The sequence below is a fragment of the Lentimonas sp. CC4 genome, from assembly GCF_902728235.1.
GTDB lineage: Bacteria > Verrucomicrobiota > Verrucomicrobiia > Opitutales > Coraliomargaritaceae > Lentimonas.
The window spans coordinates 360,237-384,849 of sequence record NZ_CACVBO010000001.1; the positions used below are offsets into that span (position 1 = coordinate 360,237).

General features: G+C 53.7%; 12 protein-coding genes. 4 read left to right on the top strand and 8 right to left on the bottom strand.

Translation table 11 applies throughout. The annotated features are described in order from the left end of the window. Positions 1–64 precede the first annotated feature (64 nt). Positions 65–1,069, top strand: a complete 1,005-nt coding sequence (locus GZZ87_RS01570) for a helix-turn-helix domain-containing protein (protein ID WP_162028078.1) — start codon at positions 65–67, stop codon at positions 1,067–1,069. 535 nt (positions 1,070–1,604) lie between these two features. Here GZZ87_RS01570 and GZZ87_RS01575 read toward each other — a convergent pair. The 3 genes from GZZ87_RS01575 to GZZ87_RS01585 form a co-directional block, all read right to left on the bottom strand. Next, entirely contained in the window at positions 1,605–8,540 is a 6,936-nt protein-coding gene (locus GZZ87_RS01575; protein ID WP_162028077.1) for a hypothetical protein, read from the bottom strand. A 101-nt stretch (positions 8,541–8,641) separates the two neighbouring features. Next, complete coding sequence (locus GZZ87_RS01580; protein ID WP_162028076.1) at positions 8,642–11,977, bottom strand: von Willebrand factor type A domain-containing protein; 3,336 nt, start codon at positions 11,975–11,977, stop codon at positions 8,642–8,644. After that, a complete protein-coding gene (locus GZZ87_RS01585; protein WP_162028075.1) occupies positions 11,974–12,522 on the bottom strand; it encodes a sigma-70 family RNA polymerase sigma factor in 549 nt (182 codons plus the stop codon). The genes GZZ87_RS01580 and GZZ87_RS01585 overlap by 4 nt, the downstream gene beginning before the upstream one ends. A 157-nt stretch (positions 12,523–12,679) precedes the next feature. Here GZZ87_RS01585 and GZZ87_RS01590 point away from each other — a divergent pair, with 157 nt between their 5' ends. Continuing rightward, the gene (locus GZZ87_RS01590; protein ID WP_162071422.1) at positions 12,680–13,258 is read left to right on the top strand and encodes a hypothetical protein; all 579 of its coding nucleotides are present in this window, start codon (positions 12,680–12,682) and stop codon (positions 13,256–13,258) included. 411 nt (positions 13,259–13,669) lie between these two features. Beyond that, positions 13,670–13,804, top strand: a complete 135-nt coding sequence (locus tag GZZ87_RS19865; protein WP_280178265.1) for a hypothetical protein — start codon at positions 13,670–13,672, stop codon at positions 13,802–13,804. Between the two features lie 422 nt (positions 13,805–14,226). Here the strand turns inward: GZZ87_RS19865 and GZZ87_RS01600 are convergent, their stop codons facing one another. From GZZ87_RS01600 to GZZ87_RS01620, 5 genes are all read right to left on the bottom strand, one after another. After that, positions 14,227–14,541 (bottom strand): hypothetical protein, encoded by a 315-nt coding sequence (locus GZZ87_RS01600; RefSeq protein ID WP_162028073.1) that lies wholly within the window; start codon positions 14,539–14,541, stop codon positions 14,227–14,229. A 477-nt stretch (positions 14,542–15,018) separates the two neighbouring features. Further along, positions 15,019–15,870, bottom strand: coding sequence for a dienelactone hydrolase family protein (locus tag GZZ87_RS01605; protein ID WP_348534032.1), 852 nt, complete (start codon positions 15,868–15,870; stop codon positions 15,019–15,021). 112 nt (positions 15,871–15,982) lie between these two features. Beyond that, a complete protein-coding gene (locus tag GZZ87_RS01610; RefSeq protein ID WP_162028072.1) occupies positions 15,983–18,784 on the bottom strand; it encodes a hsp70 family protein in 2,802 nt (933 codons plus the stop codon). Between the two features lie 100 nt (positions 18,785–18,884). Next, the gene (locus GZZ87_RS01615; RefSeq protein WP_162028071.1) at positions 18,885–20,723 is read right to left on the bottom strand and encodes an Hsp70 family protein; all 1,839 of its coding nucleotides are present in this window, start codon (positions 20,721–20,723) and stop codon (positions 18,885–18,887) included. Positions 20,724–20,831: 108 nt separating this feature from the next. Continuing rightward, positions 20,832–21,482 carry a DUF2760 domain-containing protein gene (locus GZZ87_RS01620; protein WP_162028070.1) on the bottom strand — a complete coding sequence of 217 codons (651 nt, stop codon included), beginning with the start codon at positions 21,480–21,482 and terminating at the stop codon, positions 20,832–20,834. Between the two features lie 1,057 nt (positions 21,483–22,539). Here GZZ87_RS01620 and GZZ87_RS01625 point away from each other — a divergent pair. Beyond that, positions 22,540–24,609, top strand: coding sequence for an ATP-dependent DNA helicase (locus GZZ87_RS01625; protein WP_162024792.1), 2,070 nt, complete (start codon positions 22,540–22,542; stop codon positions 24,607–24,609). Positions 24,610–24,613 lie beyond the last annotated feature (4 nt).

Sequence of the window (24,613 nt, forward strand, 5' to 3'; positions counted from 1 at the left end):
GACATTAACTAAGCATCGATAATCAATACAGTGTGATTCATTTCCTACCCTTGTCTCTTAAGTGGTGCACCAGATAAGAACAGTTGATATCTCGCTGATCATACCCGCGTTCCGTTTTTGTAAGGCCAACGGAATTGCAACCGAACGTGTATTGCACCTATCAAAGATTCCAGAGGCAATGTTTGAAGTTGGCGGACGGATTTCGCGACACCAAGTGTATCGTTTCTATTCAGAAATAGCACGACAGGATGAATCCGGGGAGTTCGCTGCACACATGGACGAATTAGTTGATTACAACGGCGACTTCATCGCAATGGGCTTATATTCTTGTATCAACTTAAAGCACGCGATTACACGCATGCAGCAACAACTCCCGCTAGTCATTGATAGCTCGCATATTGAGATATGCACGAGTCGAGACGAGCCCGTTTGCTTGCGTTACAAAAGTGCACATGGATGGGATAATGAAGAACGGGTAGTCCAGCAAACAATCATTGGCTTCCTAATCGCACTGGTTCGTATCGTTACCAGTGATGAATGGCTCCCTAAAGCGATATGCATTCCTAAAAAAACAGACTCAACACAAAGCCTATTTAAGTTAGCCCAAAAACATGAGATCAAGGCAGTGCATTATAAAACAGATATCGTGGGAATCTATATTGATGCCCCTAGCCTATTCCGAAAATTAATACGTCCTCCACATAAAGACGACAAGTCGATGCCAGAAGCTCACCACAATCTGTCACTCGGTTTTATTGATGCAATCAAGGGATTGGTGGCTAGCCATTTAGAGGCTGGGCACTTACTGACATATCATGACATCGCAGATATATGCGGACTATCGGAAAGAACTTTCCAGAGAGACCTAAAGGAGAAAGGCTATAATTATCGCATGCTAGTTAATGAAATTCGCCACCATCTAGCCTGCCAGCAGCTCACTCAGACCAATGCCACTGTCGAATGTATTGCAATTGACCTTGGGTATTCATGCCACAACCCGTTTGTAAGAGCCTTTAAGGCTATTGAAGGGGTGACGCCGTCTGATTATCGCACCCAGATCCAGAGATAGTCCTACAGACTGGCGATTACTGTTACATAGCAAAGCTTGTAACACTAACGTCATAAGGAAAGGATTCATCATCAACAACCAACACAACTGGAAACTGCTATAATTTAGATGGAAACACTCAAAAAAAGCGACAGATCGAAGCACCAGTTTTGTATTCATTGCAGAAAGAACCTGAAATGCATGATCACTGCTGTGATCGTAAAAAGTGAAGGGAATACTTTTTGTAGCAACACCTGCCGAGATGAATATGCATATGAGCTGAAGATGAAATTAAAATCACAAGTAAGCTCATTCTAATGAGTGCCGAAATGTGGTGATATACTGCCGCGCATCAAGAATTGTAATTCCCAATGGTTCAAAAATCTTCGCAGGGGTCGTGCTTGCGCGAACCGCGAAGGCACGAGGCGTTACAAAAATCCATAACCTTCAGGCCTTTTCGCGGTCTTCGCAAAGCAAAGCCCCTACCTTAGACAGAGAAACAATAGTGAAGGCACTTTTCACAAATTATGATGCGTGTGAGTATCGCCGAGACAACTCAGCAGCATCCCCCTCCATCCCTAGGGCGTGAGACAATTGACACGCCGAAGATCAGCCCCGCGAGCAGTAGCACGACCATCAAATTGCCACCACTTCGACGACTCGCTGTGCGTTCGCCGCGGAGCTCTATAATCAGATCCGCCTGATCGTTAATCTGCAATGAGCGTGTAAATGTCGCTACGTTCCCTTGTTGCGGCAACACGGTCTGAATCGAGAGCGGGCTCACCGGAACGGCTTGCTGTTGATCGATCAAACGCGCAGCTAGAAGCCGCAGTGTGTTGTTCTCTTCTTCTGAATTTCCGCGTAAGACATCCTTCACCATTTTGTCGGTGTAGTTCATCAGCTGCGACTCATCGATCGCGATCTGCTCATTGGCCTGCACGACTCCACGATTGTCATTCATAAAGACATTACGTCGATTCGCCAAAGCGACCAACGCCTGCTCTTCGCGCACATTTTTCAACTGCACGCGGGCATCCTCATTCAACGCATCATCAAACTGAGAGAGATTGTAGGCACTGGAAAATGCCTGACGCGCTTCCTGCTGCTTGCCCAGTTCTCGCAAATTATTCGCCGTCGTCAAATAGCCCTCCGCCTTCCGCTTCTGCACCATACGATTCTGCTGTTCTGATTGCATATAGCTGGAGAGATCAGTCACCCGCGCACGGCGCACGTCCACTTGAGCCTGTGTCATATTGCCTTCCCACTCCTCGACAGTCCATGTCTCGGGATAGAAGAGCGACCATGAGATATTTTCTAGAGGCAAGTCCAACTGCGGCCCGCGCAAGCTCGCCCGTAGATCGCGGCGGTCTTCGATCACGGATTGCGTGGAATAGAAAAATTCAACACTCACATCCGCCCCAGCCACTGAGTTCGCCTCCAATTGCAGCAAGATATCGCTGCCCTCGCGCCATGGCCATGCACTTTGCTGATTCACAAATCCAAACCAAAATTCACTTTCGGGTGGCAAAGAAATCCGCAGCATACGTTTGTCACCTGGATCTAATTGCAACGCTACTTTGGTCAACATCGCGCCTTTTCCGGAAAGCACCGAGGTCAGTTTCACGTCGCGCACTTGTGCCGGCACGAGCTCCACGACTTCATGACGCTTCACATCTAGCAATAGACTGACATCGGGACGTAACAAACGATACACATGCGAGGCTTCGTCCACTTTCAAGTCGCCTCGCAGCTTGGCCGCAATCATTTGTGCTTCGGCTTTCTGCAAGGCATCGCCCTGCATCTGTGGCACCAGCTGAAGTCGCCCACGTGGCAATAAAGTGAGATACCCCGACTGCTGATTCACTTCCATTGCCTCAACGGCTTGCACAGTTAATTGATCGGGCTGATCCGGTGTTGGAATCTGATACGAGAGTTCAACGACGAAGGCACCCACCATTTTTTGATTCAACTTCACCGTCCATTCGCTAGGCACATCCTCTTGATGATCCGCCACCGCATCGCCGGAGAACTGCACACCCAGCGCACCTTCAGGCAGACGGAAACGCTGCTCACGAATCCCTGCATTTTCTACGAGGAAATTAAAGCGCGCCTTCACATCGACCATCCCACTACGAATCGCCACTGACTGCACACGCTCGACTTCGACCCACGGATCGACGCGTTCCACATCAAATACGAGCTGTGCATTCTCATTGAGAATCCGGAAAAGCATCATCTTCTGACGCGACATGCCCGCTGCTGCGGGATCCATTTGAATCGCCGCCACACGCTCAGTCGGATTGAGACGATACCCAAGCTCCGGCACGAGCGCTAGGGTGCCACTGTGTCGCCCCGCTCCTTCAAGCTGTAAAATGCTCGGCGTAAACGAAGCTTGGTCACCGAGCCCCGGCCCAGACAGCCCCACATTTAGAACGACCGCACCTTGCGTCTTGCCCTTCAAGTGGAGTTGCAACGAGCGCGCACCATCCGCGCCAGTCGACTCATTCCAATGGCTCAATTGTTGCCCAGAGACGGACTCCACATCGTAATCCGCAGGCAGGGGCAGGCTCAGCTTAAACACACCCGCACGATTGATCTGCGCCTGTAGTTCAGCGCGTAGTAAAATACGATCTTCGCCCAGCGACAGCGTCTGCTGTGAGGTAACACGCACATCTGGCAGCACGGCTAAAGCTTGCACATCAAGCGAGCCCGACTCCGCACTCCAGCGATACGCCCGACGCACCACAGGCACGCGCCCGAGATGTGCGAGCTGCTGCGCATACGCTGCAGGAAAATCTTCTAGGTTCAAAGTCGTCGCACCCTGAGGATCCACCTCCCCCACCTGCACCTCTTCGTCGGTGGCTAAAGCCACTAAACCCAACTGACTCGCCGCACCGATCACACGTGGCGATTCCACCACCCGTCGATACGGCAGCTCTCCAGATGCATATTGCGAAAAGACTGCCACCTCAAACTCCGACAGTTGCACCGGTTGAAAATACAACATCAACTCACGCGCATCCGGATCAAACTGCCAATTTACCATATGCTTCGCTTGCACCGCAGTGATCGTCATCTCCTCAGGAACCTTCAGCTTCAAACTATCCAACTGCCCCTGCGCTAAACGCACGCGATAACGGTGATAGCCACTCATCAACCCAGACAGCGGCGTAAATAGATCATAACTCTCCGCATGATAGACCGCAGCCTCTTGACTGCTATCGCGACGCTCTGGCTGCCATGCGAGCGACACTTCGCTAGCGGGTTTAAAGACCACCTTAAATTGCATTGCACCCTTGGGAGCTTTGATCGATTGCACCGTGACCGCTTGTTCCGACTCCAAAGTCACATTTGTATTCGGCAACTGAATACTGGCCTGATTACTCAAGACTAGACCAGTTGGCAGTTGCACCTTCGACTGACCATCCTCCTGCAACACCACTGGCACGCGATATCGATAACTAAGCGTATAGCTACCCTCCGTCTCGGCTTCGAGTTGATAGTTCACCTGTGACGACACATTCACCTTACTCAAGCGCAGCCCCTTCGGCAATTTGGACATTTCTAGCAATGTCGCAGGCGCGCGTAGAAATATATAGCGCTCGCCCGCTGCTGCCACCCAGGTCAAGTCCGCAGCGACATGCGCAATGTCATCCTGCACTTCAATCGACTGCGTCAACTCTTGCGCCACCGCAGGTTCCGGCAACTGGAGCGTGCGTGCCTCCAAGTGCGAACTAGGAGTAAAGGCCAAGCATCCCAAAGCGAGCAACACAGACGCCTGCACGACGCCGCCGAACAAATACTTCGCACAGAAAGGCCGCATCACATGCACCACGAAAAACAGAATGAGGCAGGCAATAAATAACTCCGCTCCAGCAAATCCACTCAGTGCTCCGAGAAAGACGCACAACCACCCAGCCGACAATAGCAACTGACGGCGCTTATCTGTCATCATAGCGTAGCACCATAGCGCGACCCCGATCACCGCAGGCCACAGTGCGATCACTCCGACCTGCGTCTCATCGTAAGAGCGATTCTCAACCTCAAGGCTCAAAGGCTGCGAGGACAACTCGATCGGCGTGCGCAAAGTAATCGAATTCTGCAACCCACTCGAATGCGGACTATTATTACTTAAGACCATGCCTAAGAAAACTAGCGCCAGCAAACTACCAACCAATAGAAAGATTTTAAACAATCGCGAAAACAGCCCATGCTGCCCTGAACCACACACGAATAAACGCGCGGCAAAGATGCCAATCGAGCCACTCAGCAAGAGCAGCAGCAATGCCACGCGTTGATGACGTCGCTCGCCGGCCAAAACACCGCGCAACCAACTAAAGCCATCCGTTGCAGGGCTCAATTGTGCCGAGCTAATATCTCCCCCCTGATAGCGTAAGCCATAGCCCGGGTCCGAATCCAACTGCCAGTTCACAATCAGCGAAGGTGCGAACAATGCCGGCGCTGTGATCACGAGCTTCTCAGCATTGTCTGCCTTCGATGCGAGTTCCAATTTCACTGGCACTGCACGGTTCGGATCTTGCCCAGCAGGCAATGGCAGCAAGATGCCGTCCGCCACCGAGATCGGGCTCACTTTCTCACCCGCAACTAAAGCCGACCAAATACGATGCCCCTCGGGCACCTGCATACGAAAATGTGTCTGCCCCTTGCTCTTGAGCATCAAATCGACCGCAGTGAGGATTTCACCATCGCGCGAAATCTGTGTCTTTAATTCAGCGAAATCGATCACTTGATCCATACCAGCCGCTTGTGCGAACGACTTCAGCTCAAGCTCCACTTGCATCGGCCGCGCCGTGTATTGAAACGCCGCCAGCACTTTGGAATCATACAGCAAACGAAACTCGGAAGGAATTTCGTTCGGCTCCAAGCGCAGCAGCCCAGCACTCGACTCCACCGCATTCAACGCAAAGGGGAAGTTACTCACCACCACTACATAGCCCTGCTCGGACGCGACGCCCTGCGGAGCGACTCCCGCAAAGGCAACACGCTCACCCTGTGATTCGAACTGCGACTCATACGTCGCCAGCAAAGTATATGCACCGGACGCCGGCGTGTGTAGTTCAACTACATACAGCCCTTCACCCAACGGCGACCAGCCGCGCACATCACGCCCAACGAAATCTAAATTCTGCATCGACTCCGGAACTTGTATTTTAAATTCCGATACAGGTGCTCCGGATATAATAAAGTTCATCACCGAACTCCCATAGATGCGCCCCTCACCCACCGAATACAAATGCAAGGCATCGGCTTGAATCGCTTGCGGCAGTTGCTCGACTTCTAAAGTCGCAGCCCAATCGACCTCGCGCAGACGTAGCGCGACTTGCAAATTCGCCACGGTCTTCGGAAAGAAATTCGGCGCCTGCTCACTTAAACCTTCGATGCTCTGCACACTGGCACGCAAGCCAGGATCCACCGACACGCCCACGTGGCCGCGCACATTTTTAACGTCCTGGGCCTGAAAGCTCGGTAAGGCCCAGGAACCCGCTGTCAGTTTGCGATTATCCTCCAACTCTAATTCAATCACTTGACGCCCCGAGATCGGCTGTGAAAAGACGAGGCGTAACTGATTCCCGTCCTCCGCATTTTCTAGAACGAAATAATCGGCAAGCTTCGGTGCCTTCAGATCTGACAACGAATAACCCTTTGGTATTTGAATAAAGAAATCACGCAGTGGTGCTTCACGAATCGTCAACTCAAGCTCAGCGCGCAGACTCTGATCTTCAAGTCCGACATGATACATCAGCAACTGCGAGACTGACACCTCGGGCAAAATATTTTCGGCCTGCACGGTGTAGTCGAAGTTCACATCCGAGAACCGATACGCCAGCACCTGACCACTGCCTTCGACCACGGTGTTCTGAGCTGGAAAATATTCTGGTGAGATTTGAGCAAAGCCCTGCGCCTTTGGCACATCGATCGAAACCGCGCCGACGTTCACAATTCGAATATAACCGCTGTAACGAATTGCTCCCTGTGGCACGACTCGGAGCGGATCGGCCTGTGTCGGAAACGCGTCCATCGCATATTGCGACTGCACACGAATAGAGAAGTCTCCCGTGTAGTCTTTGTTTAACTCTAGCACCAGTTGCTGTCGCGCCGCATCCTCTGGATTCGGCAAAACTTGCCATCGCAAAATCGAATCGCTGGTGACCTGAGTAATTTCGCCGACACCCTCTAGATCGAAAACCAAATTACGCAGCGTGCCCTGCATGACCTGCACTTGATAGTCGCTCACTTGGCGAATCAAGCCTGGCCCAACAGCTAGTTGCGACACGCTTTCGACCGAATAAAATAAAGCCGCCTCCACCGCCTCGGGTCGCTTCCACGAGGGATCAGTCCAGACTAAGGAAAGCTTTCCATTGCCCGCTAGGTTGCCAGTCAAGGCATCACCATCGGCCTTGGTCGGCACGCCATTGAGTCGCACTTGATCGGCAACCACCGGCAATCCCGTCACCCGGATCGGCTGAAGTGCCGAATCGATCAGATCAAAGCTCACCACACTGCGACCCGCATGCGTGGCGACCCGTGCATCAAATTCTAAACACGTCGGATACTCACCAGGCTCCTCGACATGCACGTAATATTGATTGCGCTCAAACAGCACCTTAGCGCCCTCAACCACAGGCGCTGCGGAAAACGCCGCATTTCCCGCGAGTAAGGGCAACTTGTAATCACCTGCGTTGAGCACATTGAGCACACCCGTCATAACAAAGCTAAAGCGTCCATCCATGAATTCCCCCGCTAATTCAAAATCATCAAACGTCACATTCGGGTGCATCAAAGGCTCAACATTTAGACGCAAAGACTGACCTCCGCCATTGAACGCATACGACAAGGTTCGCTGGCCAATGCTTTCGATGGCGCGCAAGCCCTGAGTCTCACTCGGCACAACACGTAAACCGACCGCAGTCGATACGAGCATTGAACCCGTCAACAAATCTGCATCGGGCGGTGTAAAAAATAACCCCGCCAACTGCCCGGGCGCACTCGCCTCGCGTTGACGTGCCGTAACAGTGCAGACAAAGGTGCCAGCCTCAATTGGCTCTTTCAACTCGACTAATAAACGCAAGCCACTGCCCTCGCCGTCATCGGCAAGCCCGGGGCGTTCCAGACTCCAAGACTTCACCCCGTCACCCGACACACGCTCAATCGGCAACGTTCCAGTCACAGCCAGCTCGATCACTTCTAACTTACCATGCTTCACCTCCGCCGTCAGCACCGTGGTTTGCACCAACGACGCTTGCTCAACTGCGAGTGTCGCATCCGCATGCAGCGAGTAGATCAACTGCTCATCTTTCTCATCAGCGGCAGGATCACTAATCATCGCCTGAATCGTAATGCTCCCCTTGCTCCCATCAAACGTCAGACCATCCACATTATAAGCGGCCTCCTTGGCGCTGAGCGGCAAGCAGCTCAGCATCACACAAACAATCCAAAGTAACGCGGCAGGTAAATTCAGTCTAATTTTCATAATATTCAAATCCTCCGATCCTAATCTTAATCTTAATCCTAATCCTAATCCTCTCTCAAGTCTCAGCCCTCAAGTCTCCAATCTCTCCCATCTCAAGTCTCTCACCTCTCCCCCATCAGCATTCCGGCGTTGTTGATCATGTTCTGTAACTCGACGACGCGTTGCTGGGTCGGAAACGCCTCGGGTAAATCATTGGTCAGGGACGAGAGCTCGCTGAAACTATAGCCCCGTGCATACGGGTTATTTGCGAGGCGCTCTGCAAAGAGTGCACTCGTCGTTGCCAGGCGCAGCGCAGGGCTCGCGACGTCGAGCGATGGAATCGCACGCGGCATTTCAAGTGGCCACTTCTGCTCATGATACAGCCCTGTCGACGGATCACGGTAGCGCACTTGCAACGTGCCCAAGCTACCGATCACATTCGGGTCGTCATTGATCTGCACGACATACAGTGCAGTGCCCGCCTCAGCCTCGCCAATCTCTGCGGCATCCACCGTGTTGTCGCGGAAGTCCTCAGTCTTGAGCTGATGCAAATCGTATCCGACTTGGCGATACGTCGTCACACGCTCGGGATTCCAAATCACTTGCACCTTCACGTCCGCTGCAGCCACCCGCAACGAACCCGCCAACTTTTCTGAAAAGTCCTGTGCGGCATCCTCCGCCGAATTCAGGAAGCCATAGCGTCCGTCACCATTGCGTGTGATCTCTTCCAATAGCGCATCATTATAATCGTCCCAACCGATACCAAAGGCATCTAGAGCGACCCCTTGCTTGCGTTGCTCGACTACTAAGTCAGCCAACGCAGTGCCATCGACATCACCTAAGTTCGCCGCGCCATCCGTCATTAGAATCACGCGATTGCTCGCAGCCGGATCAAAGTTACGTTGCGCATTCTCATACGCCGCAGACAGACCCGCCTCCAAATTGGTGCCGCCTTCCGGACGATATGCCAGTGCCTGATCGACAGCCACCTGTTGCGCATCGTGCGTGCTCGCATTTGCGATGAGCTTCGGTTGACGCGCGAACAGCACGATACTGAGTTCATCCTGCGGCTGCAGCTTATCCTTTAGCGACTGTAAGCTCTGCTCCAAAATCGCACGACGATCCGGACGCTGCATTGAGCCAGAATTATCCACCAACAAATGCAGGTTCAATGGCTGCGCCTTCATCCGGCCTGCGGCCTGCGTCTGCAACGAGAAACGAATCACCTGACGACCATGCGCATACGGCAGATCTGCAATTTCCCAATTCAACGAGACCGCCTCATTCCCTTGAGGAATCGGATCACGATAATCAAAGCTGTTCACGAATTCCTCTGATCGAATCAACGATGCATCCGGCACCCGTGAGCTGTTCAACGCAGCCTGCGCCAACTTAAAGGAGACATTACTCACGTTCAGCGAGAAGGTTGAGATCGGTGCATCAACGGTTTGTTTTTCAGCTTTGGGTGTGAGCGTGGCTTTCTGCTTTTTAGGCGCTGCTGCCATCGCAACTGCCGGTTGAACACGAATCCCCGAATCAGTCACTTCATATGAGTGGTTCACTTGCTGCGTAACGAATTCCACAATTCGATCCAGGTTTAAATTGCGCAGTGAGATGTTAACACGAGGATCCTTTCCATTTACAGGCGTAAACTCAATCGGGACGCCAACCTGCTCTGGGTCATATTCAACCGACAGTTCATTCAGAGTCGCAATCACCTGACTGAGCGGCATTCCACTGAAGTTAACCCGCGGGATCACAATGGACTTCTCTTTGTGTAGGATAGAAGAATTCACCACCTCATCTGACTCGCCCTCCACATCAAACACCTTAGGTCGCTCCCACGACTGAGAAACCTGAGCAAGCATCTGCTGACGAGTCATACCCTTTTGACGATCCTTCACTTCACTTGTAATCTGGCCGATACGTCCCTGAAATAACTGAGCCTCGCGATTCGAAGGATCTTGAGACTGAACTTCTGCAAATGTCGCAGCAGCCCCATCATAGTCGCCATTAAGATATTGCTTACGTCCTAGCTTCAGCAACTCAGCAGGCTTCTCCGAAGCAGTCGCAGGCCCCGCATACGGATCCGCAACTTTCATCAAAGTGCCAAGAGTCACGTTTGGCGGAACCCCACGATTCACAACAAAGTCTTGCGGTGTGCCAGCAGTAATCGAAATAACACCTTCTGGCCCAGAATACTCACCATCATAATAGATCGGCTCGCCTGCATATAAATGCTCTTCAACGACCGTCCCACGGCTGACTACCGCTGACGATTGACTCGGCGCCGCAAACCGATCCACAAATCCTTTAGAGCGTTCTCCCGCATAGCCACCGCTCGATGGCGCGGCGAAGGCATCCACTGGTGGAGACGATGGCCGAGGCGCATTCGTCACTACAGGCCGCGCACTTCGAGCCGCGAATGGATCAACTGGGCCAGAAGCATCATAATCCGTATCCGCCATAACCACTCCAGAGCCACCCGCTCGGCCTAAGTTCAGGTCCCCCATTGCCAGCAATCCGTCCTTCCCATCCATAGAACTTGCATCATTGCCGACAAATTCAGAAAGCGTCTCCTCCGCTAGATCCATCCTCCGCTTCTCTTTTTTGAAACCATCACTCTGCACAGTGCCATAAGCAACCGAAGAAGCGTCACTCTCTATTTTGTCCACCTCCGACGCACGTATCTGTTGGCTCCTCCACCTGGAAGAGTCCCCCTCGTCAGCATCCCTTAAGCTTCCACCTAGTGGTGACGAACCACCTCCGATACCATGACTCGTATTCATCTCGAATGAGTCCGAAATTTCCTGTTCAGCAACTTCCACGCCCCAAGCTGATTGCGAAGCAACAGGCTGAGGAATCGACTTGCTACGTGGAGAGAGCTTTATGGCATGGGGCGTTTGTGGCGCAGCCTTAAGGCTCTCCATCGGAAGTTCCGGAGCTAAGGCAAAGAGTTCGTCTTTACTGGCCAACACATCCTCAGACGATTCCATATTAAAGGTATGAACCCGCTCTTCGGCTCTAGCCTCATGTTCATAGGCGACCCTGCTGGACTTCATCTTCACAGCACCCACCGTAGGAATTAAAATCCCAGCCAGGATAAACAACACCGCAAACACCGCAGCGATTTCAAAGACACGCATCTTCCATGAGACACGCTTTGGTTCCTCGCGCGGTTCAAACTCCGCGGCGTCCACATCTTGGAAGATCTCTGCCCGACGTTCGGGGCTCAGGCGCATCGCTGCGTTCGCGACGGGCGGCGCAATCTCGTCACGCGCATCATGCACATGGCCAATCAAGACCGCCATGCGGTCGCGGTAAGCCGAGAGCTCGGCATCCACCGTCAGGATCTTCTCCAATTCATCCGCGTCCACTTCGCTGAGTTCGCCAGTCAATAAAGCGACCACACGGAGCTCCAGCTCTTCTCTCAAACTTCTGGGGTCTGAATCACTCATTGTGTAATGCCCTCCTTGTTGAGTTCTAGTTCTAATGATTTGAGCGCGTGGTGTAGACTGTAGCCGACATTGCTAACAGTCATCTCCATGCGCTCCGAAATTTGTTTATAGCTTAAATTATCGATGAATTTGAGCCGCACCAAATGCTGATCGCGCGGTTTCAAGCGCTCAATGCACACCCGCATCAGGCCAGTGCGCTCATCGATTTCAGATAATTCATCGGGTGACGGCGAAGGATCCTCGGGCTCCACCTCTGCCGCATCCTCCGTGCGCGGGAACGGCACCACCTTACTCGACTTACGCAGACTATCGATCGCCAGCCGGCGCACCGTCGTATACAGCCAGGCTTTCGGGTGTTCCACCTCCGCCAAATTCTTTTGCAGCCGTAAAAACGCCTCTTGCACTACATCCTGAGCGAGCTGCTCATTTTTGACCATTTGGTGCGCAAATCCCAGCAACGGCGATTCCAAGTCATGGAACAGCCCAATCAATCGGCGCTGCTGCACGCGCTGAGTCGCCTCATCTGCTGTGCCGGATGAGCTCAAATTGCGTAGGGGTTCGGGGTGAAGGCGTTCATCTTTATAGTTCGTTCTAGTGTGTAGACGGACGAACTGTGACTTTCTTAGAACTTTTTTAGAAAAAGTTACGCATCCCCAGCAACATTGCCACATAAAAGCGTTTGGAACGGCAACTGCGGGAGGGATGGCCTCCGCGCTTGCCGCGTTCTACGCTGCCGTCAGCCGAGCCTCAGCACCGGATCACAGCACCAGCACACCGCAAAGACGAGGCGGAGCTCATCCCTCCCAAAGTGTAACACTGCGGGAGGGATGGCCTCCGCGCCGTCCGCCGAGCCTCAGCACCGATCCACAGCACCGATCCACTGCACCAGCACACCGCAAAGACGAGGCAGAGCTCGTCCCTCCCAAACAAATCACTGCGGGAGGGATGGCCTCCGCGCCGTCAGCCGAGCCTCAGCACCGATCCACAGCACTCAACCACTGCACCAGCACACAGCAAAGACGAGGCGGAGCTCGTCCCTCCCAAACAAATCACTGCGGGAGGGATGGCCTCCGCGCCGTCAGCCGAGCCTCAGCACCGAGCCTCAGCACAGAGCCACTGCACTCAACCAATGCACCCACACACCGTAAGGACGAGGCGGAGCTCATCCCTCCCACACAAGACGTGCTACTAGTCAATCATGCCATGACAAAGGAAACATCTCACCTGCATACGGCCAATCCTCCGCTTTCTGCACCAAACCCGCCCGAACAGGATTATTGAACACATACGCCCACTTCTCCGAGTAACTTTCTCCAGTGCGTAATTCACGATCCCAGAAGTCTCGTTGCCACAATTTTCCATCTTGCCCCAGCTTCGCACTGCTAGCGAAACACGACTTCCAATAGCCCACCCAAGGTTTCAACGACGGACTCGGTAATGCATTCGGCGCACAAAATAAATGTATGTGATCTGGCATGATCACATAGCGCCCCACCATAAACACTGAACTGTCAGACCACAATTCCCGAAGCAGAGTATGCACTCGCTCATTAGCTAAAATCGGACGACGCTCTTTCACACACACCGTCACAAATTGAATCGAGGATCGGTTTCCCTTAGCCATCGAAGGCAAATGCACCGGGCGCTTACGATTAGGGCATTGGTTTTCCGACATGCAATAAACATGAACAAATGAGCAACAAACGCAAGCTGCGAACAAAAATCGCGGGAGGGATGGCCTCCGCGCCGTCAGCCGAGCCACAGCACTCAACCACTGCACCAACACACCGTAAGGACGAGGCGGAGCTCATCCCTCCCAAAGTGTAACACCGCGGGAGGGATGGCCTCCGCGCCGTCAGCCGAGCCTCAGCACCGAACCACAGCACTCAACCACTGCACCAACACACCGTAAGGACGAGGCGGAGCTCATCCCTCCCAAAGTGTAACACCGCGGGAGGGATGGCCTCCGCGCCGTCAGCCGAGCCTCAGCACCGAACCACAGCACTCAACCACTGCACCAACACACCGTAAGGACGAGGCGGAGCTCATCCCTCCCAAAGTGTAACACCGCGGGAGGGATGGCCTCCGCGCCGTCAGCCGAGCCTTAGCACCGATCCACTGCCCTCAACCACAGCACCAGCACACCGCAAAGACGAGGCGGAGCTCGTCCCTCCCAAACAAAAAAAGACCCTTGGTTCCTATATGGAACCAAGGGTCTTTGCTAAAAAACAGATCTGAAGCGATAGAACCTATGCGGCGACTTCGCGTAATTCTCCAGTCAGGCTCGCGAATTCAACTTCACACGCTTTCGCGATTTCACCTGCAGCCTCAAGCAACACGCGCTCTGGTAGTAAATTAATCGAAACAACCACGGTTGCTGGCGAAATCGACTTTTGATTGATCGATACCATCAAGCTCGGGCTCCGCATGAATTTACCGATATGCTTAATGAACGTATCGACATCCGCTTGAGCCTCGAAACAAAAGTGACGCTGAACCAGTAGGGATCCGTCGCGTAGCTCGATTACCCAATTGTTAAGTTCACCTGCGTCATTCAGTTTCATAGTATGTATCTCCTTATTATGTGTGTTGATTTATTTAAGGTGCCGCATCGTGCGACACATCGGATATCAACAGATTCCGTGCCAATTTATAAAAATGCAAAAAAAGTGAGCAACCGCCTCAATCGCCAATGCTCTTACCCTTAATCCTACTCATAATTATAAAAAATGAGTTGAACCGTTAATTAACGTTAATGGACGTTAATAGGATAGCAGAAATACATGGATTTAGCAGACTTGCCGATTTTCTTAAAATTGCCATTCGTCTGTCAGGCCATCGCTATCATGGCTCTGGCTCTGATTAACGTGCATTAACGTGCATTAACGGTTTAAGAAACTGAACCTAAGCCTACTTCCGAATTTAGGATACTCAGACTCATACTCAAAGCGCCGCAAAGAAGACCTCACGATTTCACCCAGAGGATTAAGAGTATGAGTAAGATTACGATTAGGATCCCTAAAAATGTTATATTTCTATTCTCAGCGCAGCTTCTCGTCAAAGAACCGCAGCAGTAAGTCGAAACAGTTGCGGGCCACTGCGGGATTATGGCGCGGGCCTTCGTCACGCAGAAAGGCATGCGCTGCGTTGAACTCGTGCCACTCATAATCCGCATTCACCTCATCCAGACGGGCAGCAATTGCTCGACGACCTTCAAGTGGAACATGCGGATCCTGCCGGCCCCACACAAAAAGGAACGGCGTCGGAACACCGGCAAACCGCACCAGTGTGTCATCCTGCTTGCCGGCACCCAAAGTCCCCGAATGTATATCGGTCGGATAAAATGCCGCCACGGCCGAGACGAGCGGTTGAAAGCCAGCACGCACCGCAAGGTGACCGCCGAGGCAAACACCGAAGCTGCCGACTTGCCCCGTGCTACGAGGATGCGTAGCCAAGAACTGAGAAACGACTGCGGCATCTTCATCCGACGAATCGAGCTCTTTAGTAAACTTGAGCTCATTGCCACGCTCCGTGCCCGCTTGATCATATTCAAGCACCGTGCCAGCCGCTTCAAACTCGTGATACACTTCAGGCACCGCCACGAGAAACCCATGCCCCGCCAACGCTGCCGCCATGCGGCGGATCGGCCCCGTCATTTGATAAATCTCCGAATAAAAAATCACCGCAGGGTGCTGCCCCTCGCCTGCCGGCACGAACAAATGCGTGCGCATCGCGCCGCGTGTGGTGGAAAGATCAACGAAAGTATCCGGCTCAATAGTCATAGTGCCTCCACAGAATCGGTTCAGGATGCAGACGTAAACGCCAAACACAGCGGAGTAATGAGCGTAGTCGAGTTTCTTTAGGTGCTCGACCGAAAAGGCGATTGATCCCACCCCTCCAAGCGGCTAGCCACCTACATTCGACAAGCTCATGTCAGGCAAGGAAGCCACCGACTTACATCACTTCCTTTCAGGTCTCCCCCCTCAGCTCTCAGCCTTCTTCCTCTCACCCCTGCACACTCAACCCCGTCGGCAAGGACTCACCAAAGAGCTGCTGAATATCCTTCGCGTCGATCGGTGTGTATTCCCGCAAAGGCAGTAAGCGTTTCTCACTGGCGCCAGACTCCACCGCCTTCGCTAAAATGCGCTCGCGCACTTCCTGCGTCACATCGTGGTCGCGATTGTTTACGATGCGTGCCGCCTGCACAAAGAGCTGCGGCATATTCCTGAGATTATCACGCGTCCAATCAAGAGGCTCCAGTGCATCAAAGGCTCTCTCAACTTCAATTGGATCGAGCAATGCGTGTTCACCGCCATACAGCGGCACACGGCTCAGCAAGCGCCCGAGCGCCCAAATCGAGTGATCACAAAAGCTCTCTTTGCGCGTCTCAATGCTCTGCGTGAAATGATGCGCCAAGGCCAAGCGCTTATCTGTCGACAAATGCTCAAACGCGCCGAGCATGCGCGCAGGTTCGTAAGACTGCTTGGTATCTTGCAGCACTTTTTCAATCCACTCGTCATAGAGACTCTCTTGTTGCGTCTGACTCAGACCGCCAGCCACACGACGCCACAGCAAAAAGTATTGCTCGCGGTTCGCCTTACTCGTCACAAACGCCAAATCCAATTCCTGAATCAACCATAAGGTGCGCAAATAATATTCGTCTAGCGGATGCCCATACCCCGGGCGCAGCAAATAGCCCGCCGCATTCAGCCACGCCAATTCATGCTCCTGCGAAATATCACGCCGCGTAATACACTGACTCAATGGCTGCCACAGTTCACGAATCAGCGGCACATTCCATTCGCGCCGCCCTTGATGGCAAATCGCTTCCAGCGCCTTTAGCATCCCAGCGGCTTGCGCAGGCTTCGTCACGTCACGGTCAAAGGCCAACTCAATCGCAGCCTTCGCCGCAACCAGATCTTCCGTGCTGATACCAATATCGGCAACTTTCCCGCGCGGCGCATCCTCAGTATCTGCTGCGCTTTCACGCAAATTAAACTCCAGACGCCAGTTGCGATTCTGTCCCTGAATGCGTCGCACACTCACGCAATTCACGCGTAAAATACCGAGCGTATTCAGGTGCGCTTCCAAATGAATTGGCACGCTGCCGTCTTCCGGCATCGGTTCCTCAGGCGGCAACTGCGCCATGGTATGCATCGACGGCAACTTATGAAAATCGTGCTCGTTATGCGCAACCAGCTCCGCGCCTTTATCCTGCTCACGACAGGTCGACGTGTAAGCCTGAAATTGCACGGGCGTATTCACCTTCAACTGTAGATTCAACGATACAATCCGCGTCGACTCCTCCAAGGGACTGCCTTGCGGCAACACACAGACCAACCGTGTTTCCGTCTTTGCGCCGCCCTTCTTTTTCTTGCCGCGCTTGGTCGGCACACTCACCTCGATGTAAAAACTATGCCCTGAGCCGCCTTCAATCGTAGTCGCATGTTCGCGCTGCTGACTCGCCTGATACCACGCCGCACCACGAGCCACAGCCAAATCCAACTGATCATTGGTCAAGCACGCAGGCGTGGCGCCTTGCCAATGCGCCACTTGCGCAACGAGACGATCCTGAACCTGCTCCGAATCGAGGCTGCCACCATTAAACAAAATCGCATCCACTTTACGCTGACGAATGAAGTCCGCCAAGTGATGCGTGATCGCCGAGTCCTGCGCATACGGCAACCCGATCTCACGCAGCCCGCCGCTCTTATTCTCTGGTTGCACATCAGATTCACAGTGCGGAAAGAAGCCTTCCAAAATTGTATTCAGAATCTCACTACGTGACAGCGCCACCGTTTGCACCGAAGCAAACAAATTGCCCCCTTCCGCAGCGAGTGCGATCGTGAATACCTCGCCCGCATCGCCAGCGGCCGACAGCACACGTTCCTTCAAGTCACGGCATTGCGCAGTCAACTGACTCCACGTCTTCGACGACAAAGGCTCTGATTGCGACAGCTTCGCCTCGGCTTGGTGCGCCAACGCAAGATCAACATTATCACCGCCCAACAAGATGTGATTGCTCACCGCAATGCGGCGCACACTCGGAAGTGCCTCTCCTGCCTGCAAGGCCAACTCAAACAAACTAAAGTCAGACGTGCCGCCGCCGATATCACACACCAGCACCACCTTCGGTTGCTCACTCAGCCCTGCAATCACTTGCTCCCACTCCTCAACATTCGGATGTTGCTCCAACCACGCATAGAACGCCGCCTGCGGTTCTTCCAGCAATCGCGTGCCCTTCGGGTAGTGCGCCCGCTCGGCCGCATCCAGCGTCAGGCGTTGCGCCACCGTATCAAACGAAGCTGGCACCGTGATGACGACATCCTGCCGATCGAACTGCGACTGCTTATCCGTTGCGCCAATGGTTTGATCCCATGCGAACCGTAAATAATCCAGATACGCCGCACTCGCCTCAACTGCTGAGCGTTTCTGCTCGTCCGCAATCGCCGTGCTTTTCCACGGCAGGAGTTTCGCCTCACGATCGATCCCCGCGTGACACAGCCACGACTTCGCCGAACTAATCGTGCGCTCCGACTCCGAAGCCGCACGATCACGCGCCAGTAAACCAACCACGGTTTCCTGACTCCACGCCGCATCCTCCTTTTCCTGCAAGGTGGCATTCTCAGCATCGCTCAAGAAATAACAAAACGAGGGCAAGGTCGTGCGTTCACGCACCGTGTCGAGCGACTCAAATTGAGGAATCGAAAACACCTGCGTGCCCGCAGACGGATCTTTCGAATCGATGTAAGAGAGCGCACAATTACTAGTGCCAAGGTCAATGCCGATAAAGTAACGAGCAGCCATTTTTTAATTCAGTTTGTAGGGGCGTTGCTTGCGACGACCGAGACTCCACGAGTGCGGTCTTCGGCGAGCAAAGCCCCGACGACAAGATTGCTTTCTATTTCTAATTCGTGCGGACAGCGAACTCCAGCTTCCACTTGTGATCCGAGCGTGTGTGCTGCATCCATAGATCCAGCGTGCCCATTTCGGTGACTTTGGCGTGGATCTTTACCGGAACCGCTTCGCCAGTCGCGTGCCCTTCCAATGGTGTCAGCACCGTCTTAAGCTCCAGTGTTTCTTCAAGCTCTCGTTCCGCATCCGACAACACGGTGCCGACGACATCACCGGAACGCACCGATGAGCTAAAGAAACGGAAAGTCACCTCTTCGCCTGTCACGAGACCGAACTCTTTCGAATCCAGCACTTCTTCAGTGCCCTCTTCCATTCCTTGCGGGACGACGCACAAGGCCTTCAGCGGCGGCTTAAATCCAGGAATCGCGAGACCCGCAGTTTCGAGACCGATATAGTAACTACGCGACGCGCCTGCCTTCACACGCACACCGCTACCCGTCAATTGATTGAGACCGTAGTAAGCCGCACCATGGGCCACTGCTTTGTCATAACGCGCACCCGCCAGTTCGCGAACCGTGGCCTCACCCGTCCATTGATTCAGCAAGGACAACACACGCTCACGCGCAGGCGCTGCATTGAAAAATCCACCGTTAAACAAGACCGCAGTCGGGCGTAGGAATGTGCCGCCGAGTGCGGACTCGTTAAATTTCCCAGCCAGCGCGGGGTTGGCCTGCACATTTTGTAAGCTGCGAGTGAGGAAGCGAGCTAGGTGTTTGCTCAACACCGGATCTGCTTCATACGAAAGACCGAATTCCTGCAAGCCCGCCGAACTGCGCTCCTCAGGCATCACCGTCGGCTCGATCATCGGCAAGAAGCCGTCGAGCGCGATCTGCGACAGCGTTGCACGACTGAGCGTCGTCGCCACAGTTCCCGCAAACATCGACGACCCACGCGATGGCACCGAAACCGGCACTTCACCCAAACTAAGATCTTCAAACAATGCTTCCTTTGCCTGGCGACAGGCGTGGATCAATGCCAGAAACTGCCAATCATCAATCGTCTTACCTTCGCCATCCATTTGATAGCGCAACACATGCGCCAACGCCAAATCGAGATTGTCGCCACCGAGCAGCAAATGTTCGCCGACGCTAATACGCTCCAGCTCCAAGTCGCCATCCACTTCGGACACACAGATCAGGCTAAAGTCAGAGGTGCCGCCACCGACATCGCAGACCAAAATAATGTCGCCCGTGCTCACTGCTTTGCGCCAATCAGCGCCCGCCTGCGAGAGCCAGGCATAAAACGCAGCTTGCGGCTCTTCCATCAAAGTGACCGCGCCCAAGCCAGCCGCTTCCGCCGCTTCGTAAGTCAAGGAACGCGCGACTTCGTCGAACGACGCAGGCACCGTCAAAATAACATTGGTATTTTCAACCGACCAGTCACTGCTCGCCGCCTGTCCCGCCGCGGTAAAACCATACGCGAGATGTTCCAGATACAAACGCGAGGCATCGATCGGTGACAGCTTATCGGTCACACTGGTGGACTGCCACGGCAGAATCGGCTGACGATGATCAATCTGTGTGCTGCACAGCCACGACTTGGCCGAAGCGACCAGACGGTCTGGCACTTGCGCACCATGTTGACGCGCAAACGCTCCCACGATCCGCGAGCCCGACGACTCAAAGCCAGGTAGATTAAACGCATCCGCCGGAAATTCATCCGCCGCCGCGATATACACATTCGACGGCAAGCCCGAACGCTCCTCTACCGTGTTCGGCCCAACCGCCTGCAACACCGAGAGATCATTCAATTTCCCGTCAGCCAGCGTAGCGACCGTCAAGGCCGAGTTGCTAGTGCCAAGGTCGATTCCAAGACTATACTGTTTCGACATTTTTTATTTAATTTAAACTGAATTTATCGCCATTAAAGCAGTGCGCTCTAGCCAAACAGCTGGCTTTCGTTAGTTGCTACCAAGCAAGTTATAAGCCAACCAAACTACCTACCGAACCTCCACCTCTGCAGCAGCCAGCAAGTGAGCCCCCTTCGCATTTGCGCGGTCGCCCATCACTTTCGGCAAGCTGATGGAGGCCGTCTTCCAGCCCTTATGCTTTAAGGTGCCGGTATGTGGTGGTTGACCTTCGATCTTACCGCTGAGGCGATAATCGCCACGCTCGTAATCTTCGGCCAGTGTGATGCTTTGGTTCTCGGCCACAGTTGCGACGGGCTCGATTTTAAAATTACTCTGCATGACCGACTGGCAGCCCTGATGCACGAAGCGGGCAGCAGCCGCGATCTGGACGTCGGGCACGCTTTTGATGTCATCCATCACGAAATCGAGGAAACGTCCTTTTTCTTGCAACAGTGACAGCAGTTGAGCGACTTGCACCTCGCCACTTTGCTCAGGAATCGCCGCGATTTCAGGCGCGCGAGTCTCTGGGACGCTTGGAGCAGGCTCTGACTCTGCCGCAACAGGCTCAGACTTCACACAGCAGCTACTTTTCACGCAGAACGAGAGCACACAAATAACAAGCGCCAGCGCAATCACCGCATAGGCCAATAATTGCGATTTTTCCGCAAATGCAGGCTGAGTCGAAAGCACGCCAAGCACCGCAACGGTGAGGCTAAGAATGATGATAAATGGTTTTGTCATAGTCTAAAAATGGAAGGTCGCTAGGTTCCCGATCTGAGCAACAGAGGCAAGCAGACAATTTTGATCTACGAAAGTGCCAAACAAGCACGCCACCGACCCAAAACGCCGCGAGCGGCGTAACCACAACCATTATCCCATCCAGAAATAATACTGTTTGTGGTTATCGCGCTTGCGCGCATATGCAGCGTGCAAGTCACTCACCCTAAGCACGCCACCGACCCAAAACGCCGCGAGCGGCGTAACCACAACCATTATCCCGTCCAGAGATAATACTGTTTGTGGTTATCGCGCTTGCACGCATATGCAGCGTGCAAGTCACTCACCCAAAGCACGCCACCGACCCAAAACGCCGCGAGCGGCGTAACCACAACCATTATCCCGTCCAGAGATAATGTTGTTTGTGGTTATCGCGCTTGCGCGCATATGCAGTGTGCAAGTCACTCACCCTAAGCACGCCACCGACCCAAAACGCCGCGAGCGGCGTAACCACAACCATTATCCCGTCCAGAGATAATGTTGTTTGTGGTTATCGCGCTTGCGCGCATATGCAGCGTGCAAGTCACTCACCCTAAGCACGCCAACGACCCAAAACGCCGCGAGCGGCGTAACCACAACCATTATCCCGTCCAGAGATAATACTGTTTGTGGTTATCGCGCTTGCGCGCATATGCAGCGTGCAAGTCACTCACCCTAAGCACGCCAACGACCCAAAACGCCGCGAGCGGCGTAACCATAACAATTATCCCGTCCAGAAATAATGTTGTTTGTGGTTATCGCGCTTGCGCGCATATGCAGCGTGCAAGTCACTCACCCTAAGCACGCCAACGACCCAAAACGCCGCGAGCGGCGTAACCACAACCATTATCCCGTCCAGAGATAATACTGTTTGTGGTTATCGCGCTTGCACGCATCCCCGAATTCCAAGCAACCTGCGCCCTAAAATGCCTTTTCCAACCAATCCGCTAGTTTTAGCAGTTTTCATACGTTCCGGACTTTCCAACTCGGTGAATCCATGTTCATCTATTTCCTTTAATTACACTCACCGCTGAGAACCAAGATGATCGGACTCATAGAAAACGCAGGAGGCACCCCCGTCACACAGGGCTATCTCGTCGCGCTCATTGACTCGATTTTCAAAGAAGGTGGCACTTTACAAACCGTCCTCGAACTCGACCACCGTCCGCAACAAGCGGCCATGGCACTGAGCACCGCGCAGTCGCTAGAGACGAATAAGCCCCTGCTCTTCGAAGCTGGCACCGGTGTCGGCAAGAGCCTCGCCTACCTGATCCCTGGCCTGATCCACTCGATCAATACTGAGCGACCGCTCATCGTCTCCAGTCATACGATCACTCTGCAGGAACAAATCCGCAGCAAGGATCTGAAAATCTGCCGCCAATTGTTCAACGCCGTGCCCGAACTGAAGCGCTACGCTGAGTTCAAAACCGCACTCATGGTCGGCAAAGGCAACTACTGCTGCACGACCCGTCTAAGCAACGCCATCAAAGATGCGCAATCCGGCAAACAAACCGAATTCCTCGAAAGCGACGCCAAGAAAGAACTGATCCGTCTCGCAACTTGGTCGGCCAGTAGCAAGAACGGCATCGTTCAAGAGCTCTCCCCCGCGCCACTCCCCGATGTCTGGGACGCCGTGAACGCCGACAGTTCCACCTGCTCAAAAAAGAACTGCGATCCTGCCACCTGTTTTTACCAACGCGCACGCAAGAAACTACTGACGTCGAACTGCGTGATCGTGAATCACAGCCTCCTGTTTGCTCTGATCAACGCCGGCATGCCGCCCAAAGGTGACGCCCGCGGTATTCTGCTGCCCGATGATTTCGTGGTGCTCGACGAAGCGCACCGCATCCCTGCGATTGCGACCGACCACTTCGGACTCCATGCGAGTTCTTACGCCGTCGACCGTGCGCTCAAACGTGTCTACAATCCACGCACCAATCGCGGCATCCTCCGCAAGCACGGCCAGAAATGGGATCACGATGCCGTCGACGATGCCATCACTGCAGCGGCTGAGTTCTTCAGTTATCTAGGCGACACCTTCCTGACGAAGCGCTCCATCCTCCGTATTCACGAAGCCGACTTCTGTGATAACATCGTATCCGGCCCACTCAAGGCGGTCGCGGAGCGCCTCGGCGCACTCATTCAGAAGAGCGACAACGAGCGCGTGCAGGATGAGCTCAAAGATCACCGCCGCCGTATCATGGGCTACCGCGATGCCATCAACGGGTTTGTGACACTCGCCGAAGACGACCATGTGCACTGGCTAGAGCGCGGCGGCAAAAAGGGACAACTCATCACTCTACGCAGCGCACCACTCGACGTGGCGCCCTACTTACGCGAAGCACTCTTCAGCCGACAAACCGCAGCCATCCTCACCAGCGCCACCCTATCCGACGGCACGAGCATCGATACGTTTCAGGAAAAAGTAGGCGGCGAAGTAGCCGAGACGCAGGTCGAGTATTCACCCTTCAACTACAAGGATAACTGCCGCGTTTTCATCGCAACCGATGCGCCCACCCCCGACCCCGGGCAGGGTCGCCTTGATCTCGACTATTTGGCCAACATGATTTGCTGGCACAGCCGCAACGTCGCCGGCGGCACCCTCGTGCTGTTCACCAGCCACTTCGACCTGCGCCAAGTGCATCAACGCACCGAAGCCTTCTTCGAAAAAATCGAGCGCCCACTGTTCAGCCAAGGGCACGGGATCGACCGCAGTGAGCTCACCCGCAAATTCACTGAAGCTGGCAACGGTGTGCTGTTTGGCACCGATAGCTTCTGGACAGGAGTCGATGTGCCCGGCCCCGCACTCTCGCAAATCATCATCGCCCGCCTACCGTTTGACAACCCGAGCCACCCGGTGAGCGAAGCGCGCAGCGAATACATCCGCTCACACGGCGGCAATCCCTTCGCCGAAATGACGGTGCCCGAAGCGCTGGTGAAATTCCGCCAAGGCATCGGCCGCCTCATTCGCCGCCATGAAGACACCGGCAATATTGTCATACTCGACTCTCGTATTTTAACAAAAACTTACGGACAACGTTTCCTAGATGCGCTGCCAGTGAAGGACTTCACACGCTTTAATCGCGAAAACCGCGGGCACGTCATTCGCTAACCCA